Origin of the sequence: Nocardia sp. bgisy134 (genome assembly GCF_965341865.1) — a bacterium.
Classification (GTDB): Bacteria; Actinomycetota; Actinomycetes; order Mycobacteriales; family Mycobacteriaceae; genus Nocardia.
Genome location: NZ_CBDQZP010000010.1, coordinates 64,128 through 83,731, shown reverse-complemented (window position 1 = coordinate 83,731; position 19,604 = coordinate 64,128). Strand labels below are relative to the sequence as shown.

Genomic DNA, 19,604 nt, shown 5'->3' with positions numbered 1-19,604 from the left:
CGCGCGACAGGCGGCCGAGGATGACACGCATGACCGCAACGACCGCGTTAGACGCACTGCTCGCGAGCATCGCCGCCGCGCCCGACGCGCACGCGCTGTTCGCCGACGCGTCGGCCCGCCTGCGGCGCATCGCGCCGTTCGACGCCGCCGTGTGGGTGGCCACCGATCCGGTCAACGGGCTCACCACGGCGCCGGTGCGGGTGGAGAACCTGCACGAGGGCGGCTGCGGAACCTACTGGGAGTCGGAGCTTTTCGCCGAACACGTCAATCTGTTCCGCGATCTGGCGCTGGCGAAGGTCCCGGTGGCCGGGCTGCGGGAGGTGACAGGAGACCGGCCGACGCTGAGTCCGCTGTACCGCAGCTTCATGCGTCCGCGCGGGTTCGACGACGAGTTGCGCGCGGTGTTCCGGGTGGACGGGCAGCCGTGGGGACAGCTGAGCCTGTTCCGCGAGCGGGGCAGGCCGCCGTTCCGCGCCGAAGACATCGCCCTGGTCCAAGTTCTCTGCACGCCGATGGCGCAGCGATTGCGCGCCTTCGCGCTGCCCAGCGCGACACCGCCGTCCGCTCTCGCCGCCGCGCCCGGTCTGCTGCTGTTCGGCGCGGGCGGCGAACTGCTGTCCCTCAACGACGAGGCCCGCGAGCTGCTGGCCGAGATGCCGCCCGGCCCTGCCACGCAGACCCCGCTCGGCATCGATCTGCCGCTGCCGGTCTGGATCCTCAGCACCGCAGGCCGCGCCCGGCTCACCGGAGTCGCGTCGCGGATCCGGGTGCGCACCACCGCGGGGCGCTGGCTGGTGTGCCACGCGACCTGCCTGCGCGACGCCGAAGGGCGTTCGGGCACAACGGCTCTGGTGATCGAGCAGGCCAAGCCCGCCGAGGTGGCCGAGTTGATCGTCGCCGCCTACGAACTCACCTCTAGGGAACTCGAGGTGACCGAACTCGTCGCCCGCGGCCTGCCCACCGCCGATATCGCCGCGCGGCTGTTCCTCTCCCCGCACACGGTGCGCGACCATCTGAAGTCGGTCTTCGACAAGGTCGGCGTCACCAGCCGCGGCGAACTGGTCGCCAAACTCTTCACCGAGCATCGCGAACCCCTGACGGCCGCCGCCACGGTCCGCGTTCTCGATGCCGCGAGCTAGACCGACACAGCGGCGGCTACCAGACGATCACCCGCGCTCTGCGCCGCAGGGCGCGGCTGGCCGCCGAACACGACGCGCCGCGCGGGCCAGGCCGACCGGTGCGCGATGACGCCACGCCCGCGACCGATTGCGGTGTCGGGCGATTCGACCACGGCGCGATCGGTCGCGCGCGACGCGCCGCCCGAACCTCGGCGACGACGGCGTGGTTTCGCCGCCGCGTTCGTGCCCACGGAGGCTCGGCGCGGACCTCGTACGGCACGGTCCGGTCACAGGCGCGACGCACCGTCATAACACCCCGTACAGTCCTGTTGACCTGCGTTAACGCGCTTCCCGCTCGGTCGATACGTCGGTAAGAGTGGCTCGATCCGGAGGCTAGGGCGATGCGGGCGGTGGGAATCGTCGGGGTGGTGTGCGCGGTGTTCGCGCTCGTGGCGGGATGCGGCCGAGACGCCGACGTGGCGGATCGTCCGGCGGCGAGCGCCACGGTGAGCGTGAGCGCGACCACCGCGGGCCGTACACCCCAGATCGCCGAGGCGCCCGCCGCCCCCAACTCCCCGCAACCGCGCCCTGCGCCGCCGTCGCCCGCTCCCGCACCGCGACCGCCCGCTTCGCCCGTACACGGCACCGCCGTCATCGAGACCGTGACGCTCGGCGGCGTCGCGGTACCAGACGTCCCGGTCAGCGTGCGCCAGATGCGGCCGTGCGATACCGCGCAGCGCGATATTCCGTTGGGCGCCACCGAGATCGCGCACTGGGACGCGGTGACCGGTGACGACGGGCGGGCCGTCTTCGTGGTGCCGGTCGGTTGCTTCCGATTCCGGATGGACCCGCCGCCCGGCACCGACCCGGTGCCCGAGGGAATGCACACGCTGTTCGTCACCGAATCCGGTCAGGTCGTGACCGGCACGCTGCGCTTCAACGATCCGGCGCCCGCGGCCTGCGCCGCCGCGACCATCGTCGACGAGCTGGACGACGCGGGCGACCTCGCGGCCCACGCGGCGACGGTCGGCGAATGCGACGGAGCCTGGGCGGTCATCGCCTGGGACATCCCCGGCGACAGCCGGCGCATCGTCCACCGCGGTCCCGGCGGCTGGCACACCTACGTCGCCTTCCCGCACGACACCTGCTGGTCCACCGCCGCAGCCGACGGCGTCCCGAGTCGCCTCGAACCGTACTTCCACTCCTGCTGACGCACGCGGCAGGTGTAGCCCCTGCGAGGCGTCGAAATGGCTTGCGAGGCAGTAGGTCAGGCCGTGAGCCAGATGGCTTCGGCGGCGGGGCGGCCGAGATCGGTGGTGGCGGTGGCATCGCCGATGCGGATGGCGATGGTGCCCGCGAAGTCGCGGCGTTCGACGACGGCGATGGTGGTGTCCAGCGCGATGCCGACGGAGTCGAAGTAGCGCAGCATGTCCGGGTCGGAATCGGAGATGCGGGCGACGCGGCCGGACTGGCCCGCCTGGAAATCGCTGAGCTGGCGCGCGGGCGGCGTCGGCACCGCGCCGTCCACCGACGGGATGGGGTCGCCGTGCGGATCGCGGTCCGGGTAGCCGAGTTTGGCGTCGATGCGGGCCATGAGCAGTTCGGAGACCGCGTGCTCGAGCACCTCGGCCTCGTCGTGCACCTCGTCCCAGCCGTAACCGAGTTCGTTGACCAGGAAGGTCTCGATCAGCCGGTGCCTGCGCACCATCGCGACCGCGGCACGGCGGCCGTGCTCGGTGAGCGTGATCGAGCCGTACCTGGCGTGCTCGACCAGGCCCTGGTCGGCGAGCTTGCGCACGGCTTCGGAGACGGTGGAGGCCGAGACGCCGATGCGTTCGGCCAGCAGCTTGGTCGACACCTTCTCCTGCGACCACTCCTGGGCGGTCCAGATGACCTTCAGGTAGTCCTGGGCGACCGAGGTCAGCTCCGGCGCCAGGGTCGCGGTGCTGCCGCTCGGCTCGCCCGGCGCGGTGCTGTCGGTCAGCTCGCGGCGGGTGGCGATGTCTCGTTTACCAGGCACATACCCGAGCTTATGCACTTCGGTCCCGATTCACACAGTCGGACACCGGGATGCGTCGAACTCGTTCACCGCTCGTGTTCTCGCCGGTCGTGGCCCGGTCGCCCGCGGGCAATGTCCCGGACGGAACCGCAGGTCGGCGTGTGCCTGGACGAGCGCGGTCGTTCCGGCGCGGCGACCGCGAAAGCTGACGGCCCGCTCCGGACCGGGTCGGTTGTGTCCGCGATTTGCTCGGAGGAAGCTGAGAGAGTCGGGGCCGTCGGAAGCTGGTTCGGTGGGCCCACGTGCGATCCCCTCTCGTCACGAGCGTGGCGGCACTCGCCGCCGTGCTGAGCACGGGTGTGGTGCTCGCCGTGGACTGGAGCGATGCGGCCGTGCGCGATCCGGCGCGCACCCTGTTGCTCGGGCCGCGCGAGGCCTTCGCGGCGGCGCAGCATCCGGCGTGGCCCGCGTTCACGTCCGCCGAACTCGTGCTCTACCTCCTGGCCGGTGCGGCGTTCGTGGTGCCGGGACTGTGGATCTGGACCAGCGGCCGCTACGACCTGGCCGGTCCGCTGCTGGCCGTGGCGGGTCTGACGTGGCTGGCGGCGGGCGTGCGCCGCTCCAGCGACCCGCTGCTGTTCACCGCGGGCGCCCACCTATACCGACGAGGGCGTCGTCGTGGCCGCCACCATCCGGCGCGACTGCCCGGGGACGGCCGTGCTGCTGCTCTCGCAGTACATCGAGACCGACAGCGTGCTGGACCTCCTCCGCGACGGCGCGGACCACCTCGGCTATCTGCTGAAGGACCGGGTTTCCGACATCGACGACTTCGTGGCCGCGCTGCGCCGGGTCGCCTGCGGCGGATCGGCGATCGATCCCGACCTCGTCACCCGCCTCGTCGGCAGGCCGCATCGTGGCCACCGCCCGCTCGACGAACTCTCGCCGCGCGAACGAGAAGTCCTGCGGCTCATGGCCGAAGGACGCTCGAACCGGGCGATCGGCGCCGCGATGTTCCTGGGGGAGCGCACGGTCGAGGCGCACGTGCGCAGCATCTTCGTCAAGCTCGGCCTCCAGTCCGAACCCGACGACCACCGCCGCGTCCTCGCGGTGCTGACGTATCTGCGCGCCGAGTCCTGATCAGCGCACCCGCCCGGCGTCCAGTCGGGCCGTTGCCGTCCAGGAAGTGGACGACCTCTCACAGATGCCCGTCCGGGTCGGCGAAATAACCGGCGTAGATGCCCCATGCCGGGCCAGGAAGTCTTGAAGGAATCGGACATGTCCGCGTGACGGTGCGGCAGACGTTCTGTGACATCTGGTACGCCCGAATACTGTTCGCACCTCGACTTGCGTAGGCTGCGAACGTGCAGAGATGGCGATCCCTCGACGAGGTGCCCGCGGACTGGGGACGGTGCGTGCTCACGATCGGCGTGTTCGACGGAGTGCACCGCGGCCACGCGCAATTGATCAGCCGGGCCGTGAAGTCCGCGGCCGCGCGCGGCGTCCCCTCGGTGTTGATGACCTTCGACCCGCACCCCATGGAGGTGGTGCGGCCCGGATCGCACCCCGCGCAGCTGACCACGCTGACGCGGCGGGCGGAACTGGTCGAGGAACTGGGCGTCGACGTGTTCTGCGTGATGCCGTTCACCCACGAATTCATGAAGCTCACCCCCGGCCGCTACGTGCACGACCTGCTGGTCGAGCGGCTGCACGTGACCGAGGTCGTGGTCGGCGACAACTTCACCTTCGGCAAGAAGGCGGCGGGCACCGTCGAGACCATGCGCGAACTGGGCGAGCGCTTCGGCTTCGAGGTCGACGGCGTGACGCTGCTCGCTGAGCACGCGGTGACCTTCTCCTCCACCTACATCAGGGCCTGCGTGGACGCGGGCGACATGGCCGCGGCCGCCGAGGCGCTCGGCCGCCCGCATCGCGTCGAGGGCGTGGTCGTGCACGGCGACGGACGCGGCCGCGAACTCGGCTTCCCCACCGCCAACGTAGCGCCGCCCATGCACGCGGCGATCCCGGCCGACGGTGTGTACGCGGGCTGGTTCACGGTGCTCGGGCCCGGCCCCACGATCGGCACCGTCACGCCGGGCGAGCGGGCGATGGCCGCCATCTCGGTCGGCACCAACCCCACGTTCTCCGGCCGCGCCCGCACCGTCGAGGCGTACGTCATCGACGGTGACGCCGACCTCTACGGCCAGCACGTCGCGGTGGACTTCGTCGAGCATCTGCGCGGCATGCGCAAGTTCGACACCATGCACGACCTCATCGAGGCCATGGGCCGCGACGTCGAGAATTCGCGCAAGGTGCTCGCCGCCGCCGACGCGGGAGCTCGGTCGAGCACCGAGTCCTGAGCTCAGTCCTGATCCTCGCTCGGCACCGTCCAGCGGTAGATCTGACCGTCGCGCAGCTCGTAGGAGACGGGCGGCGCGCTGGTCGGGTTCGCGGCGATGTGGGCGAGCACCTTGGTGCGCCCGCGAATCGTGTCCGCGCCGTCGGTCCACCGCAGATACGGGTGCAGCAGCGGACGCAGGGACGCGTAGTCCCCGCGGGCCAAGGTGTCCAGCACGTCGCGTACGGCGGGATCCATGGCTCGATTGCAGCACGCCGATCCGGTGGCCGCACCGCGATTGGGTTCGCGCGATGCGCTCCGGTAAGGTGGATCCTCGGGTTTGCTGCGGTCCGCGGTGGCGCCCGACCCGGGAAACCGGAACCTTCGAACGCGGAACTGAGAAATAGGAGTGGATGCCTCGTGGCGCTGACCACCGAGCAGAAGTCGGCGATTCTCGCCGAGTACGGCCTGCACGAGAAGGACACCGGTTCGCCGGAAGCGCAGATCGCGCTGCTGTCCAAGCGGATCGCCGACATCACCGAGCACCTGAAGAAGCACAAGCACGACCACCACACCCGCCACGGCCTGATGGCGCTGATCGGTCGTCGCAAGCGCCTCTCGAAGTACCTGCAGGACAACGACATCGCGCGTTACCGCTCGCTGATCGAGCGCCTGGGCCTGCGCAGGTGATCTCCCGCCGCGCCGTCGGCGCGGCGAGTTCCGCGGCTTCCCGGCCCGGGATCCGACGATCTCGGGCCGGGGCCGCGAACGGTGATCGACGGCCTCGCACGAGGCGGTGAATCCGTCCGAACGGACGTGCGACACGCTGCCTGCCAGAGGCGGTCGTCATATCGCCAACGGCGAGACGTACAATCTCCCCGTTGGCTATTTGTGTATGAGGGGTGGACCGCATCCCGTCGTACGACAACATGGACAGCCGTATGCACCCGCCGCGTGGCGTCGGTCTTCGGTAGTGGCCTCCCGGCGCAGCGCCGGCGGGCTTCGATCGATGACCGCCTCCGCGTCGCCGTATCCAAGGGGATTTCGGCCGGGTGTGCGCGTCGCAGCCAGGAGGGTTGCCGCGCGTCCGTCTCCGGGTACGGCTGACGACAGCCGGATCGCGCCCACTGCGCGCTCGAGCCGGCGAGACGAGAGGTTGAGAGAAGAGAATGTCCGAAACAACTGAACGCAAGTCCTCGGCCGTAGAGGTCGAGCCGGGTGTGTTCGAGTCCGTCGCGCTGATCGACAACGGCTCCTTCGGCACCCGCACCGTACGTTTCGAAACCGGTCGGCTGGCCCGCCAGGCCGCCGGTTCGGTCGTCGCCTACCTGGACGACGAGACCATGCTGCTGTCGGCGACCACCGCGAGCAAGGCGCCGAAGGATCAGTTCGACTTCTTCCCGCTGACGGTCGACGTCGAAGAGCGCATGTACGCCGCGGGCCGCATTCCCGGCTCGTTCTTCCGCCGCGAGGGCCGCCCGTCCACCGACGCGATCCTGACCTGCCGCCTGATCGACCGTCCGCTGCGTCCGTCCTTCGTCGACGGCCTGCGCAACGAGATCCAGGTCGTGGTCACGGTCATGAGCCTGGACCCGAAGGATCTGTACGACGTCGTGGCGATCAACGCCGCGTCCGCGTCCACCCAGATCGCGGGCCTGCCGTTCTCCGGCCCGGTCGGCGGCGTGCGCGTCGCGCTGATCGAGGGCCAGTGGGTCGCGTTCCCGACCGTGGAGCAGCTCGAGAGCGCCGTGTTCGACATGGTGGTCGCGGGTCGCGTGGTCGAGTCCGGCGACGTCGCGATCATGATGGTCGAGGCCGAGGCCACCGACAAGGTCATTGCCCTGATCGAGGGCGGCGCGCAGGCGCCGACCGAGGCCGTGGTGGCCGAGGGCCTGGAGGCCGCCAAGCCGTTCATCGCCCGCCTGTGCCGCGCGCAGGCCGACCTCGCCGAGCTGTCCGCCAAGCCGACCGGCGAGTTCCCGCTGTTCCCGCCCTACGAGGCCGACGTGTTCGAGGCCGTGGAGGGCACCGCCAAGCGTGAGCTGAACGAGGCCCTGAGCATCGCCGACAAGCAGGAGCGCGAGGCGAAGATCGACGAGATCAAGCTCGACGTGCTCTCCCGCCTCGGCGACGACTTCGCGGGCCGCGAGAAGGAGCTGGGCGCCGCCTTCCGCTCGGTCACCAAGAAGCTGGTGCGTCAGCGCATCCTGACCGACGGCTTCCGCATCGACGGCCGCGGCCTGGCCGACATCCGCGCGCTGTCCGCCGAGGTCGCCGTGGTGCCGCGGGCGCATGGTTCGGCGCTGTTCGAGCGCGGCGAGACCCAGATCCTGGGCGTCACCACGCTGGACATGGTGAAGATGGCGCAGCAGGTCGACTCGCTCGGCCCGGAGACCTCCAAGCGCTACATGCACCACTACAACTTCCCGCCGTTCTCCACCGGTGAGACCGGTCGCGTCGGTTCGCCGAAGCGTCGCGAGATCGGCCACGGCGCGCTGGCCGAGCGGGCGCTGATCCCCGTGCTGCCCAGCCAGGAAGAGTTCCCGTACGCGATCCGTCAGGTCTCGGAGGCGTTGGGCTCCAACGGTTCCACCTCGATGGGCTCGGTGTGCGCCTCCACCCTGGCGCTGCTGAACGCCGGTGTGCCGCTGAAGGCCCCGGTCGCCGGTATCGCGATGGGTCTGGTCTCCGACACCGTCAAGAACGACAAGGGCGAAGACGAGGTCCGCTACGTCGCGCTGACCGACATCCTCGGCGCCGAGGATGCCTTCGGCGACATGGACTTCAAGGTCGCGGGCACCCGCGAGTTCGTCACCGCGCTGCAGCTCGACACCAAGCTGGACGGCATCCCCTCGCAGGTGCTGGCCGGCGCGCTGAGCCAGGCGCACGACGCCCGCACCACCATCCTGGACGTGATGGCCGAGGCCATCACCACCCCGGACGAGATGAGCCCGTACGCGCCGCGCGTCACCGCGATCAAGATCCCGGTCGACAAGATCGGCGAGGTGATCGGCCCCAAGGGCAAGGTCATCAACCAGATCACCGAGGACACCGGCGCCAACATCTCCATCGAGGACGACGGCACCGTGTTCGTCGGCGCGACCGACGGCCCGTCGGCGCAGGCCGCGATCGACGCGATCAACGCCATCGCCAACCCGCAGCTGCCGAAGGTCGGCGAGCGCTTCCTGGGCACGGTCGTCAAGACCACTGCCTTCGGCGCGTTCGTCTCGTTGCTGCCGGGTCGCGACGGTCTGGTGCACATCTCCAAGCTGGGCAACGGCAAGCGGGTCGCCAAGGTCGAGGACGTGGTGAACGTCGGCGACAAGCTGCGCGTGGAGATCGCCGACATCGACAACCGCGGCAAGATCTCGCTGATCCCGGTCGACGAGAGCGCCGAGGAGCCCGGCGACTCGGATGCCGTCGACGCCGGAACCGAGTAGTACTTGTCGGTGTGACGAAGAAGAAGACGGCAACCCCCCTGCTCCCGACCGGGCAGGGGGGTTCGTCACTACAGCGGCGGGTGGACGAGGCACGGATGGCGGATACCGGGGTGCGGCGCACCGTGCTACCCGGGGGGCTGCGGGTGGTCACCGAGCACGTGCCGGGCGTGCGCTCGGCTTCGATCGGCGTCTGGGTCGGCGTCGGCTCGCGCGACGAAGGGCGCACGGTGGCGGGCGCCGCGCACTTCCTGGAACACCTGCTGTTCAAGGCGACTCCGACCAGGAGCGCGCTGGACATCGCGCAGGCCATGGACGCCGTCGGCGGTGAACTGAACGCTTTCACCGCCAAGGAGCAGACCTGCTACTACGCGCACGTGCTCGACGAGGATCTGCCGCTGGCGGTCGATCTCGTCTCCGACGTCGTGCTCAACGGCCTGTGCCGCGCGGTGGACGTGGACGTCGAGCGTCAGGTGGTGCTCGAGGAGATCGCGATGCGCGACGACGACCCGGAGGATCTGGTCGGCGACGCGTTCCTCACCGCGCTCTTCGGCGACCACCCGATCGGACGACCGGTGATCGGTTCGGTGGAGTCCATCGAGGCCATGCAGACGGGTCAGCTGCGGAGCTTTCACGTGCGCAGGTACCGTCCGGACCGGATGGTCGTCGCGGTCGCGGGCAATGTCGAGCACGACCACACGGTGGAACTGGTGCACCGCGCGTTCGAAAGCCGCCTCGACCTGGCAGCCGAACCGGCGCCGCGCCGGGAGGGACGGTTCCGTCCGCACGGTGTCCCGGAATTGGAGTGGAACTACCGCGACAGCGAACAGGCCCACCTCGCCTTCGGCGTCCGCGCGTTCGGCCGCCACGAGGGCGATCGCCGGTGGCCGCTGTCGGTGCTCAACACCGTCGTCGGCGGTGGGCTGAGTTCTCGTCTGTTCCAACGGATCCGGGAGGAACGCGGCCTGGCGTACTCGGTGTACTCCAGCGTGGACACCTTCGCCGACACCGGCGCGTTCTCGGTGTACATCGGCTGCCAGCCCGAAAACCTCGGCAAGGTGGCCTCTTTGGCGCGCGGCGTACTGGAGGAGGTCGCCGAGCACGGCATCAGTGATGCCGAATGCGCTCGCGCGAAGGGCTCGCTGCGCGGCGGATTGGTGCTCGGCCTGGAGGATTCGGCTTCCCGGATGAACCGGATCGGTCGCAGCGAACTGAGCTACGGCAACCACCGCAGCGTCTCGGAGACGCTCGCGCGGATCGACGCGGTCACCACCGAGGAAGTCACCGCCATCGCTCGCACGCTGCTCGCCCGGCCGTTCGGTGCGGCGGTCGCCGGACCGTATCGCCGATCCCGCGATCTGCCCGTTGCGGTGCGCCGTCTCGTCGATCACTGAGCCGCGCGTACGTAAGTCGTTGTGCGGCTGAGTAGCGGTACTGGGATCGAGCGGGCCTGAGTGGCTGAGGAATTGGGGCGGCGAATCCTCGGTGGCGGGTCGACCGACCGAAGCTGCTGCGGCTGAGGTGGTCGACGCCGCGGAGGCCGTCGAGCCCCTGAACGATACGACGCCCGCGCGCCCCTCGGTCGACGTTTCGGCAGTGGTCCTCGGAATGTGGTGGGGCATTGCCGAGTTGGCGGCGAAGCGCTGCTGAGCGCGACGCTGCCCTGTCCGGTTGTCGATGTGCGTTCATCGAGGCCGACCGGGTAGCGTGCGGGCGACCGATCTGGCGAGGGGGAGTCGATGAGCACGGTATGGGAGGCGGTGGGGCGGGCGCGCGCCGCGCGGGATCTGGATCGGCTGCCCGAGGCGCGGCGCATTCTCGGCGAGGCGCTGTCGGCGGAGCCGTTCGATCCACTGTTGCTCACCGAACTGGCCGATATCGATTACCGGCTGGACGACCACGCCGCGGCGCTGCGCGGCGCGCGGGCCGCGATCGCCGCCGACCCGAACCGGGTCGACGCCTACCTGACTGCCGCCCTCGTCCTGCATCTGGAGGACGAACGAGACGAGGCGCTGCGGCTCGCCCGCGCCGCGCTGCGGATCGCGCCGTACAGCGTCAGCGCGCTGCTCACCCTCGCCCAGATCATCGCGGGCGGTCCGAAGACGGACGAGCTGCGCGCCGAGGCCCGCGCCGCGCTGCGAACCGCGTGCGAATACGCGCCGCACGACGCGGACGTCCTCGCCCACGCGGCCGAAAGTTACCGGAAGCTGGCCGATTCGGCCGAGGCGCGCCGCCATGTGGAGCGCGGGCTCGCCGAGAATCCGCTGCACGTCGAACTGCTGGAGATGCGCGCCCGGCTGGAGTTCGAAGATTTCTCCACCCGAGACAAGGCGGTGGCGACGCTGCGCGGACTGCTCGGCGCGAGCCCGGACCACGCGCCCGCACGGCGGCTCCTCGCCGAGATCATGTGGCGGGCGCTGTTGCGTCTGGCGGCATGGGTGTGGTTCTTCGCGGTCGCGGTCGTCGCGCTGTCGATGTGGGTCGGTCCCGGTGTGCTGCGGGTCGTGACCCCGGTGCTGTTCCTCGTCGTGTTCGCCGCGTGGATTCGAGTGTTCCGCTCCCTGCGCGGGCAGTTGCCGCCGCGCTATCTGCGCAAGCGGCTGCTGCGCCGCCCCGAAGCGCTGTTCGGACTGTGCGTGCTGGTGTTCGCGAGCCTGATCGCCGACCTCGGCGCGGTGGTTTTGCGCAGTTCGCTGGTCGGCGTCGGCTACGCGCTGCTGATCGTCGGGGTGTTCGGTGCGTGCCTGGCGCACCTGCTGCTCTTCGCGGCGTGGCTGCGCCGCTTCGGTGACGAGACCGACCGTGACGCCGCCGAGAGCTACGCGCTGCTGAGCGTCACCGCGGTGGTGTGCTTCGGACTCGTGGTGCTCGGCGTGCTCGGCGCACTGCGGTCGTGGTCGCGGGCGCCGGAAGCCTTTCCGGTGCTCGCCGCGGTGCTCGGCGTCGTCGTGGTGACGTTGCTGCTCGAACTGTTGCTCGTCTTCGCGGTGGGGCCGAGGTACTGGCGGCGGCCGGTCGCCTATTGCGCCGTGCTGCTGACGTTGCTCGCTCTGGCGGTGCTCGGAACCCGGTGGAGCTTTCTGCGGATGGCGGCCGAGACGTTCACCGGGCCGTCCTGATCACCGGGTGATGTCGACCGTCGCGTCCTCGTGCGCCCGGTTGGCGGCATCGACGACCACGTCGAGCAGTCCGGGGAGCGCGGCGTCGAGGTCTTGGGCGCGCAGCCGCTGACAGGTCTGTCCCTCGATGACGAGGCGCTCGATCACGCCCGCCTCGCGCAGGATCTTGAAGTGGTGGGTCGCGGTGGACTTGTTGATCACGTCGTAGAGCGCGCCGCAGCGCACGGCGGTCCCCGCGTTGCGGAGGCGGCGCACCATCTCCAGGCGCACCGGATCCTGAAGCGCGCCCAGCACCGCGGGCAAGGGTGCGATGGGCGGAGCGGCTTCGTTCGCGTCGGTCATGATCTACCTCACTAGGGGGTTTGATGATCATCGAACCGGTTGTATGGTCGATGGAGTTCGATCAATATCAAACTTACCTGATCGGGGTATCGATGGCAGCGACAACGGCAGTGGCCGCCGACGAAAGGACCACGCAACGCTGGGCCTACGCGCTGGTGCTGGTCGCCAGCGGCGTGGCGCTCGGCGTGTCGGGCGTGCCCGCGCCGCTGTACGGCATCTATGAAACGCAGTGGCACCTCTCGCCGCTCACCACCACCATCGTCTTCGCGGTGTACGCCATCGCTGCGCTGGGTGCGGTCCTGGTGTCCGGCCGCATCTCGGATGTGGTCGGCCGAAAGCCCGTGCTGCTCGGCGCATTCGCCACCATGATCGCGGGGTTGGTGGTGTTCGTGCTGGCCGACTCGGTCCCGATGCTGTTGCTGGCCAGGGCATTGCACGGCATGGCCGTCGGCTCCACCGTGGTGGCGGGCGCCGCCGCGCTGCTCGACCTGCGTCCGCACCGCGGCGCGCGCTCCGGACAGCTGAGCGGCGTCGCCTTCAATGTCGGTATGGCCGTGGCGATTCTGGGTTCGGCGCTGCTCGCGCAGTACGCGCCGCACCCCCTGCGCACGCCCTACGTCGTCATCACGGTGGTCTGCTTGGCGATCGCCGCGGGCGTGCTCGCCCTGCAGGAACCGCACAGCGCCCGGCAGGCGGGACGGATCCGCATCGCCAAACCGGCCGTGCCGCAGGAGATCCGAGCGGACTTCTGGTTCTCGGCGATCGGCGTGATGGCCGCCTGGTCGGTGCTCGGCGTGCTGCTCTCGCTGTATCCGTCGCTGGCCGCACAGCAGACCGGCATCCACAACCTGGTCTTCGGCGGTGCGGTCGTCGCCTCGACCGCCCTGTCCGGCGCCACCGCGCAGCTGTTCGCGACCGGCATCCCCGCGCGCAGGGCCGCCGTCCTCGGCGACACCGGCATGGCGCTGGCGCTGCTGCTCACGGTGCCCGCGCTGGCCACGCACAGCTGGATCGCGGTGCTCGGCGCCGGCGTCGCCCTCGGCGCCACCTTCGGCCTCGGCTTCGGCGGATCGCTACGCCACCTGTCGAATGTCGTCCCGCAGCACAAGCGCGGCGAGACGATGTCGGCGTACTACCTGCTCGCGTACTCGGCGATGGCGTTGCCGACGATCCTGGCGGGCTGGGCGGCTACGACCTGGGGGTTGGACACGGTGTTCCCGTGGTTCGTCGGGGTGGTGGCGGTGGCTTGCCTGGTGGCGGCTGGGTTGGGGGTTCGGGGGAGTCAGGCGGAAGCAGTCGAGGCGGTGGGTGTTTCGGATTAGGACCGAGGCTCCGAATCACTCCTCCACGGCGGTCTCGTGCACGGTCAACCAGCGATACCCGGAACTCGAATCCTCCAACACGGCTGACACCCGGCGCGAAGACGAGCCCTCATCGGAAAGGTGGCGCTCCAGAAATCGCACCACCACGAGCTCACCCTCGTGGTACAGCTCCGTCAGCTCGGCCACCTCGATCCGCAAGCCCGGCTCCGTATTTCGCGCTTCCCGCAACCCGGTCAGCAACTCGTCGCGGCCGAGCACCGTACCGCACATGGCTACCATCGAGAACCACTCGTGCTGCGCTTCGGCGAACCGCTCGAAGACCTCGAGCGGTGCGGCCGATCCCAGCCAAGCAGCGAGGTCGGCGTGCAGCGATTCGACCACACTCACGATGTCCTTCTCCTGTCCGGTCATCTCCGAATCATACGAATGAATTGCCTCGCAGCGTTTTCGCGCACCTCGCGGGCAACTACGAATGCCGCGCGGTGTAGCGAAGCTCTGCGAGGACGGAATCGGCCCCGGTAGTGGGGGCGCGGTGATCGGGTTACCATGCAGCTCATGCGATGGTGGGGGAAGTTGGGACGCCGGATGCACCGTGCGGCGTTGTTGCTCGCGGTGTTCGGTGCGGTGCTCGGTGGACTGGCCGTCGCGGGGTTGACCTGGTGGTTGTTGTGGTGGGGGCTCGGTGCGAAGGCCGAGACGCCGAATCAGGTGGAGCTCACCAAGATTGCGTTGTCGGTGTCGGCGGGCGTCGGTGGCGCGGTGGCATTGGTCGTGGCATACCGGCGGCAGCGCGACCTGGAGCGCGGCAGGTTCGCCGAGCTGTTCGGGGCGGCGGCGCGGCAACTCGGCGACGAGGATCCGGCCGTTCGGCTGGCCGGTGTCTACGCGATGGCCGGTGTGGCGGACGAGTTCTCGGCTCCGGTGCGGCGTCAGCAGTGCATCGATGTGCTGTGCGGATACCTGCGCCTGCCCTACGAACCGGACGACGGCGCCAACCACCTGATCTCGCGCGCCGAGACCGCCCAGGAATCGGGCCGCGAAATCGAGCGCGTCTATCGGATACGGCACAACGATCGCGAGGTGCGCGCCACCATCGTGCGCGTGATCGCCGAACACCTACGGCCGTACACCGAAGCGTCCTGGTCGCGTTGCGATTTCGATTTCACCGGCGCGGTGCTGGAGAACGCGGACTTCGAGGCGACCGAATTCGGCGGGCGCTGGACCACTTTCGCCAGAGCCAGGTTCGTCGGCGACCGTTTCGCCGACTTCAACCGGACCCGGTTCACCGGGCACCACGTGACCTTCCGCGACGCCGCCTTCGCCGTTCCGATCGTGAACTTCGAGAACACCGAATTCCGCACCGAGCGAACCACCTTCGACGGCGTGACCTTCGAGAGTCAGCGAACCTGCTTCGACGACGCGACCTTCGCGGGCGCGCGCACCGGGTTCGTCGGCGCGCGATTCCTCGGCGCGCGAACATCGTGGCGGGCGGCCGTGTTCCGGGCCGAACTGACCTCCTTCGCGCAGGCGACCCTGGACGGCGAGCACGTCTGCTTCGAGCGGGCCGTCTTCTCCGGTCAACGTGTCGCGTTCACCGCGGCGCAACTCTATGCCACGGCCGTCACCTTCGAGGAAGCCGAACTCGGCGCCGCCCAGCGCCTGCGCCGCCGCAGTACCCGCGAAATCGATTTCGTCGGAGCGGAATTCCACGGCGCGGTGAGCTTCGCCCGCAGCACCATCGCCGGACGCACCGCCGACTTCCGCACCGGCGATTTCTTCGGCGACATCTCCTTCGTCGCCACCCGATTCATCGCAGGGGAAACGCATTTCGACCGCCCCAAGGCATGGGTCGGCGTACGTTTCGACTGGGACGACAACCCCACCAGCAAACCCGCTTCGGTACAACCGAATCCGTGGCCGCCCGTCCCGGAGACCGCGCCCACGCCGAGCGCCTAGCACCGCAGGCCGGGGCGCGGTAGCCGAGCCCGCGCTGGAGCTTCGAGCACAAGCGGGCGGCACCCGAAGTGGATGCCGCCCGCTCGCGCACTACTCGTGGCTCCGCCTTCACCCGGCCCTGCACCGGCTTCCGGCGGACGGCCCACTACTCCCGCCAACCCCCGTACGGAACGGTGATCAATTCCATGAAGTGGCCGTTCGGGTCCAGGAAGTACACGCCGCGCCCGCCGTCGTTGTGGTTGATCTCGCCGGGCGCCTGCTGGCGCGGATCGGCCCAGTGGTCCAGCCCGTAGCGCTGGATCTTGGCGTAGGCCGCGTCGAACTCGGCCTCGGAGACGAGGAAGGCGTAGTGCTGGGGTTGGATCTCGGTGACGTCGTCGGGCACGGCCGCGAAGTCGAAATCGACGCCGTTGCTCATCGGAAGCTCGATGAACGGTCCCCATTCCTTGCCGACTTGGAGGCCGAGGATATCGGCCCAGAATTCCGCGGAAACTCGGTTGTCGCGGCAGCCGACGATGGTGTGGTTGAACTGAATGGACAGGATATTCTCCTCGAATCGTGACGGTCCCGACCCTGGGCTCGGTACAAGGCGGCCTACAGGAGCACCGTCACGCCGAACGACAATAGCGGCGGATCCCCGGCCGCGCCACCCTCCGCTTCTCCGGAGGTCGTCGCGTCGCCCGAGTTTCGGCGGTGTCGGCGCCACTCCGCGCGGCGCGCGGTAGCGTCGCAACCATGAAGATTCGTGGAGCGGTCCTGGAGCGGATCGCGGCGCCGGCACCGTTCGCCGAGTCGGCGCCGATCAACGTCTGTGAGCTGGAGCTCGGCGAACCGGGACCGGGTGAACTGCTGGTGCGGATCGAGGCCGCCGGGCTGTGCCACTCCGACCTCTCGGTCGTGGACGGCAACCGGGTGCGCCCGGTGCCGATGCTGCTCGGGCACGAGGCGGCGGGCCGCGTCGTGGCGGTCGGTGCGGGCGGCAGCGATATCGCCCTCGGGCAGCGCGTGGTGATGACCTTCCTGCCCCGCTGCGGCGAGTGCGCGGGCTGCGCCAGCGAGGGCCGCACACCGTGCGTGCCGGGCAGCGCGGCCAACAACGCGGGAGAACTGCTCAACGGCGGACGCCGGCTGCGCCGCGACGACGCGGAGGTGCACCACCACCTTGGCGTCTCGGCGTTCGCGACGCACGCGGTGGTGGACCGCCGCTCGGTCGTCCCGGTCGACGACGACGTGCCGCCGGAGGTCGCGGCGGTGCTCGGCTGCGCGGTGCTCACCGGCGGTGGCGCGCTGCTGAATTCGGCGCGACCCGGGCCCGCGGATCGGATCATGGTGGTCGGCCTCGGCGGTGTCGGCATGGCTGCCGTGCTGGTGGCCGTCTCACTGGGCGCTCCCGAGGTGATCGCCGTCGACACTGTCCCCGAAAAGCTCGCTATGGCAAAGGAGCTCGGCGCTACGGCGACATACACCCCGGCCGAGATCGCCGAACAGGGCGTGCAAGCCGAGGTGGTCGTCGAGGCGGCGGGCAACGTGCGCGCGTTCGAGACCGCGGTCGCGGCGACCGCGCCGGGCGGCACCACGGTCACCGTCGGTCTGCCCGCCCCCGACGCCCGCGTGAGCATCTCGCCGCTGGGCTTGGTGGCGCAGGGACGCTCCATCGTGGGCAGCTACCTGGGTTCGGCGGTGCCCTCACGCGACATCCCCGAGTACGTGCGGATGTGGCGGGAGGGGCGGCTTCCGGTGGAGCGGCTGGTGTCGGCGCACGTCGGCCTGGACGACATCAACCGCGCCATGGACGAGCTCGCGGCCGGGCACGCGTTGCGTCAGGTGATCGTCTTCGACTGACCGGTGATCGTCGTCACCGCTGCCGCGCCGTGCGCTCGTTGCTTACCTGGACGTGCGTATTCGACCGAAAAGTAGGTACTTGTCGGTCGTCGCGGCCCCGCGCAGACTCGCCTCCGCAAGCCCCGGACGGGGACGAAACGGCTTGGGAGGCAAGATGACCGACGGAGCGCGCGGGCCCGTGACCGTAGTGGGACTCGGTTCGATGGGCGGTGCCGTGGCCGCGGCGTTCGTCGCGGCCGGACATCCCACCACGGTGTGGAACCGCACCCCCGGCAAGGCCGCCGCGCTGGTGGCGCTCGGCGCGAGGCAGGCGACGACGATCGGCGACGCGGTCGCGGCGAGCCCGCTGATCGTGTCGGTGCTCACCGGATTCGAGGCCACGCTCGACGCGCTCGCCCCGGCGGGCGAGGCGCTGGCCGGACGCACCCTGATCACCCTCAACAGCGGTACACCGGCGGGCGCACGGCGCGTCGCCGCGTGGGCCGAGGCGCGCGGGGCGCGCTTCCTCGGCGGCGCGATCAAGAACGTGCCCGCGGCCGTCGGCGCCGCCGACACGCTGCTGTACTACGGCGGTGACCGCGCCGTGTACGACGAATACCTGCCCACGCTGGGTGTACTCGGCGGCGAGACAGTGCATTTGGGCGAAGAACCGGATCTCGGCGCGCTGTACGAGTCGGCCGTCGGCGCGACCCTGCTGCCCGCCCTGCTCGGCTTCTTCGAGGGCGCCGCGGTGCTCGCCGCGCGCGGTATCGAGGCCCACGCGATGGTGCCGTACTCGGCGAAGTGGCTGCGGATGATCGAGTCGCTGCTCCCGCTGCTGGCCGAGGAGATCGACACCGGCGACTACACGAAGCTCGGCTCCTCGGTGGGGCTCTTCCACGACGCCGTCGGCGACGACCTGGCGGTGGGCGCGGAATCGGGCGTCGACATGTCGTGGCACGCGCCCATGGCGGAGTTGCTGCGCCGTGCGGTCGCGCGCGGGTATCGCGAACACAGTGTGACGGCGCTGATCGAGGTGCTCAAGACTCCGGCGGCGTAGCGTCGGCCGCGTCCATCGCGTCCACGAAACGGCCTAGCAACCGGGCGAATTCGGCGCGTTCGCGCTCGGTCCAGTGCGCCATCGCCGCCGCCGTCGCCGCCGCGCGCCTGCGGTGGGCCGCGGCGAGGATCCTGCGGCCGAGCTCTGTCGGCCGCAGCACCGCCTTGCGTCCGTCGCGCTGGTCGGCGACACGTTCCAGCCATCCCTCCGAAACGGCATGGGCGACAAGGCGGCTCGCGCGCGGCTGGTCGACGCCCAGTGCCGGGGCAAGCGCTCCCACGGTGGCGTTCTCGATGCTCGATGCCGCATCGAGAACCCGGAAAACCGCTGCGGGAACCCGGCTCTCGCCCGCCAGCGCGCCGCGCGTCTGCCTGTGCCGGATGCGGACCATGGCCGCCGCGACCGCCTCGGTGTACGCGCTGTGCTCTTCCATCGCACCTATTTCCATGTAAGACTGCATATAAATGTCATAGTACATGTACTTGGAGGACTGATGGCCGAGCGCAGAATCGGATACCTGCTCAAGGAACTCGACCGGCTGATCGAGGCGCGATTCGACGACGATCTCGCGGCAGGCGGGCTGAGTCGTCGCCATTGGCAGCTGCTGCACACACTGTCCGAGGGGCCGCGCTCGGCCGACGAGCTGCGCGAAGCCTTGGCGCCATTCTGGAAAACCGAGGGGGAATGGCGCATCGAGATTCGCGACTTGTCCTCGGCCGAGCTGATCGACGGCGATGCGGGCGCACTCGCCCTGACCGCCGCGGGCCGGACGATCCACGACGAAACTTTCGTCCGTATCGGCGAACGCCGCCGCGCGATGGCGTCGGGGGTCGAACCCGACCAGTTCGCGACCACGTTGCGAGTCTTGGAACGGATGATCGGCAATCTCGCTGGCACTCGGAATGGGTGAAACCGCGGCGACGGCCGAGTCGCACGGGGTGGACATCGTCACCCGCAATGTTCGGCACTTCAGCTCTACCGGGGTGCGAGTCGTCTGTCCGTGGACATAGCCCTATCGAGTTATGCGCATCGATCGATGCATTGCGAGGCGGGTGGACGCCCGGGGAAGTCGCGCTCCCCCACCGCTCGATAGGCTTG

The 19,604-nt window shown here is 69.8% G+C and carries 19 protein-coding genes; 13 read left to right on the top strand and 6 right to left on the bottom strand.

What is annotated here, in order from left to right; genetic code table 11:
- Positions 1-29 precede the first annotated feature (29 nt).
- Both ACRWNM_RS18930 and ACRWNM_RS18925 read left to right on the top strand, forming a co-directional pair.
- Positions 30-1,139, top strand: a complete 1,110-nt coding sequence (locus tag ACRWNM_RS18930; RefSeq protein ID WP_431969256.1) for a LuxR C-terminal-related transcriptional regulator — start codon at positions 30-32, stop codon at positions 1,137-1,139.
- Between the two features lie 380 nt (positions 1,140-1,519).
- Entirely contained in the window at positions 1,520-2,329 is an 810-nt protein-coding gene (locus ACRWNM_RS18925; RefSeq protein ID WP_431969254.1) for a hypothetical protein, read from the top strand.
- A gap of 56 nt (positions 2,330-2,385) precedes the next feature.
- On the opposite strand, the gene ACRWNM_RS18920 is transcribed toward ACRWNM_RS18925, so the two are convergent.
- Positions 2,386-3,054, bottom strand: coding sequence for a metal-dependent transcriptional regulator (locus ACRWNM_RS18920; protein ID WP_431969538.1), 669 nt, complete (start codon positions 3,052-3,054; stop codon positions 2,386-2,388).
- Between the two features lie 741 nt (positions 3,055-3,795).
- Between ACRWNM_RS18920 and ACRWNM_RS18915 the strand changes: the two genes are divergently transcribed.
- Both ACRWNM_RS18915 and ACRWNM_RS18910 read left to right on the top strand, forming a co-directional pair.
- Positions 3,796-4,254 (top strand): LuxR C-terminal-related transcriptional regulator, encoded by a 459-nt coding sequence (locus ACRWNM_RS18915; RefSeq protein ID WP_431969252.1) that lies wholly within the window; start codon positions 3,796-3,798, stop codon positions 4,252-4,254.
- Between the two features lie 224 nt (positions 4,255-4,478).
- Positions 4,479-5,471, top strand: a complete 993-nt coding sequence (locus tag ACRWNM_RS18910; RefSeq protein WP_431969250.1) for a bifunctional riboflavin kinase/FAD synthetase — start codon at positions 4,479-4,481, stop codon at positions 5,469-5,471.
- 2 nt (positions 5,472-5,473) lie between these two features.
- Here the strand turns inward: ACRWNM_RS18910 and ACRWNM_RS18905 are convergent, their stop codons facing one another.
- On the bottom strand, positions 5,474-5,707 hold the full coding sequence (locus ACRWNM_RS18905; protein WP_431969248.1) for a nuclear transport factor 2 family protein: 234 nt from the start codon (positions 5,705-5,707) through the stop codon (positions 5,474-5,476).
- A 162-nt stretch (positions 5,708-5,869) separates the two neighbouring features.
- Here ACRWNM_RS18905 and rpsO point away from each other — a divergent pair, with 162 nt between their 5' ends.
- From rpsO to ACRWNM_RS18885, 4 genes are all read left to right on the top strand, one after another.
- The gene (gene rpsO / locus ACRWNM_RS18900; RefSeq protein WP_067847364.1) at positions 5,870-6,139 is read left to right on the top strand and encodes a 30S ribosomal protein S15; all 270 of its coding nucleotides are present in this window, start codon (positions 5,870-5,872) and stop codon (positions 6,137-6,139) included.
- Between the two features lie 479 nt (positions 6,140-6,618).
- Complete coding sequence (locus ACRWNM_RS18895; RefSeq protein ID WP_431969245.1) at positions 6,619-8,889, top strand: polyribonucleotide nucleotidyltransferase; 2,271 nt, start codon at positions 6,619-6,621, stop codon at positions 8,887-8,889.
- Positions 8,890-8,984: 95 nt separating this feature from the next.
- Complete coding sequence (locus tag ACRWNM_RS18890; RefSeq protein ID WP_431969243.1) at positions 8,985-10,280, top strand: M16 family metallopeptidase; 1,296 nt, start codon at positions 8,985-8,987, stop codon at positions 10,278-10,280.
- Between the two features lie 345 nt (positions 10,281-10,625).
- Positions 10,626-12,005 carry a tetratricopeptide repeat protein gene (locus ACRWNM_RS18885; RefSeq protein ID WP_431969241.1) on the top strand — a complete coding sequence of 460 codons (1,380 nt, stop codon included), beginning with the start codon at positions 10,626-10,628 and terminating at the stop codon, positions 12,003-12,005.
- On the opposite strand, the gene ACRWNM_RS18880 is transcribed toward ACRWNM_RS18885, so the two are convergent.
- Positions 12,006-12,347, bottom strand: a complete 342-nt coding sequence (locus tag ACRWNM_RS18880; RefSeq protein ID WP_431969239.1) for an ArsR/SmtB family transcription factor — start codon at positions 12,345-12,347, stop codon at positions 12,006-12,008.
- Between the two features lie 50 nt (positions 12,348-12,397).
- Here ACRWNM_RS18880 and ACRWNM_RS18875 point away from each other — a divergent pair, with 50 nt between their 5' ends.
- A complete protein-coding gene (locus ACRWNM_RS18875) occupies positions 12,398-13,669 on the top strand; it encodes an MFS transporter (protein ID WP_431969537.1) in 1,272 nt (423 codons plus the stop codon).
- A gap of 15 nt (positions 13,670-13,684) precedes the next feature.
- Here ACRWNM_RS18875 and ACRWNM_RS18870 read toward each other — a convergent pair whose 3' ends face one another.
- Complete coding sequence (locus tag ACRWNM_RS18870; RefSeq protein WP_431969237.1) at positions 13,685-14,080, bottom strand: hypothetical protein; 396 nt, start codon at positions 14,078-14,080, stop codon at positions 13,685-13,687.
- Positions 14,081-14,224: 144 nt separating this feature from the next.
- Here ACRWNM_RS18870 and ACRWNM_RS18865 point away from each other — a divergent pair, with 144 nt between their 5' ends.
- Positions 14,225-15,625: a pentapeptide repeat-containing protein gene (locus ACRWNM_RS18865; RefSeq protein ID WP_431969235.1), complete on the top strand. Its 1,401-nt coding sequence runs from the start codon at positions 14,225-14,227 to the stop codon at positions 15,623-15,625.
- Positions 15,626-15,770: 145 nt separating this feature from the next.
- Here the strand turns inward: ACRWNM_RS18865 and ACRWNM_RS18860 are convergent, their stop codons facing one another.
- Entirely contained in the window at positions 15,771-16,166 is a 396-nt protein-coding gene (locus ACRWNM_RS18860) for a VOC family protein (RefSeq protein ID WP_431969536.1), read from the bottom strand.
- A 194-nt stretch (positions 16,167-16,360) separates the two neighbouring features.
- On the opposite strand from ACRWNM_RS18860, the gene ACRWNM_RS18855 reads away from it, so the two are divergent.
- Complete coding sequence (locus ACRWNM_RS18855; RefSeq protein ID WP_431969233.1) at positions 16,361-17,467, top strand: zinc-binding dehydrogenase; 1,107 nt, start codon at positions 16,361-16,363, stop codon at positions 17,465-17,467.
- Positions 17,468-17,621: 154 nt separating this feature from the next.
- On the top strand, positions 17,622-18,506 hold the full coding sequence (locus ACRWNM_RS18850) for an NAD(P)-dependent oxidoreductase (RefSeq protein ID WP_431969231.1): 885 nt from the start codon (positions 17,622-17,624) through the stop codon (positions 18,504-18,506).
- Here the strand turns inward: ACRWNM_RS18850 and ACRWNM_RS18845 are convergent.
- The gene (locus tag ACRWNM_RS18845; RefSeq protein WP_431969229.1) at positions 18,487-18,966 is read right to left on the bottom strand and encodes a MarR family winged helix-turn-helix transcriptional regulator; all 480 of its coding nucleotides are present in this window, start codon (positions 18,964-18,966) and stop codon (positions 18,487-18,489) included. The genes ACRWNM_RS18850 and ACRWNM_RS18845 overlap by 20 nt on opposite strands.
- 33 nt (positions 18,967-18,999) lie before the next feature.
- Between ACRWNM_RS18845 and ACRWNM_RS18840 the strand changes: the two genes are divergently transcribed.
- On the top strand, positions 19,000-19,416 hold the full coding sequence (locus ACRWNM_RS18840) for a MarR family winged helix-turn-helix transcriptional regulator (protein ID WP_431969227.1): 417 nt from the start codon (positions 19,000-19,002) through the stop codon (positions 19,414-19,416).
- The last annotated feature ends 188 nt before the right edge of the window (positions 19,417-19,604 follow it).

Bases quoted from the DNA above. Each gene is read 5' to 3' on its own strand.
- ACRWNM_RS18870 (WP_431969237.1), bottom strand. From the start codon at position 14,080: ATGACCGGACAGGAGAAGGACATCGTGAGTGTGGTCGAATCGCTGCAC.
- ACRWNM_RS18930 (WP_431969256.1), top strand. From the start codon at position 30: ATGACCGCAACGACCGCGTTAGACGCACTGCTCGCGAGCATCGCCGCC.
- ACRWNM_RS18880 (WP_431969239.1), bottom strand. From the start codon at position 12,347: ATGACCGACGCGAACGAAGCCGCTCCGCCCATCGCACCCTTGCCCGCG.
- ACRWNM_RS18850 (WP_431969231.1), top strand. From the start codon at position 17,622: ATGACCGACGGAGCGCGCGGGCCCGTGACCGTAGTGGGACTCGGTTCG.
- ACRWNM_RS18905 (WP_431969248.1), bottom strand. From the start codon at position 5,707: ATGGATCCCGCCGTACGCGACGTGCTGGACACCTTGGCCCGCGGGGAC.
- ACRWNM_RS18885 (WP_431969241.1), top strand. From the start codon at position 10,626: ATGAGCACGGTATGGGAGGCGGTGGGGCGGGCGCGCGCCGCGCGGGAT.
- ACRWNM_RS18875 (WP_431969537.1), top strand. From the start codon at position 12,398: ATGGAGTTCGATCAATATCAAACTTACCTGATCGGGGTATCGATGGCA.
- ACRWNM_RS18855 (WP_431969233.1), top strand. From the start codon at position 16,361: ATGAAGATTCGTGGAGCGGTCCTGGAGCGGATCGCGGCGCCGGCACCG.
- ACRWNM_RS18865 (WP_431969235.1), top strand. From the start codon at position 14,225: ATGCGATGGTGGGGGAAGTTGGGACGCCGGATGCACCGTGCGGCGTTG.
- ACRWNM_RS18845 (WP_431969229.1), bottom strand. From the start codon at position 18,966: ATGCAGTCTTACATGGAAATAGGTGCGATGGAAGAGCACAGCGCGTAC.
- ACRWNM_RS18895 (WP_431969245.1), top strand. From the start codon at position 6,619: ATGTCCGAAACAACTGAACGCAAGTCCTCGGCCGTAGAGGTCGAGCCG.
- ACRWNM_RS18925 (WP_431969254.1), top strand. From the start codon at position 1,520: ATGCGGGCGGTGGGAATCGTCGGGGTGGTGTGCGCGGTGTTCGCGCTC.
- ACRWNM_RS18890 (WP_431969243.1), top strand. From the start codon at position 8,985: ATGGCGGATACCGGGGTGCGGCGCACCGTGCTACCCGGGGGGCTGCGG.
- ACRWNM_RS18840 (WP_431969227.1), top strand. From the start codon at position 19,000: ATGGCCGAGCGCAGAATCGGATACCTGCTCAAGGAACTCGACCGGCTG.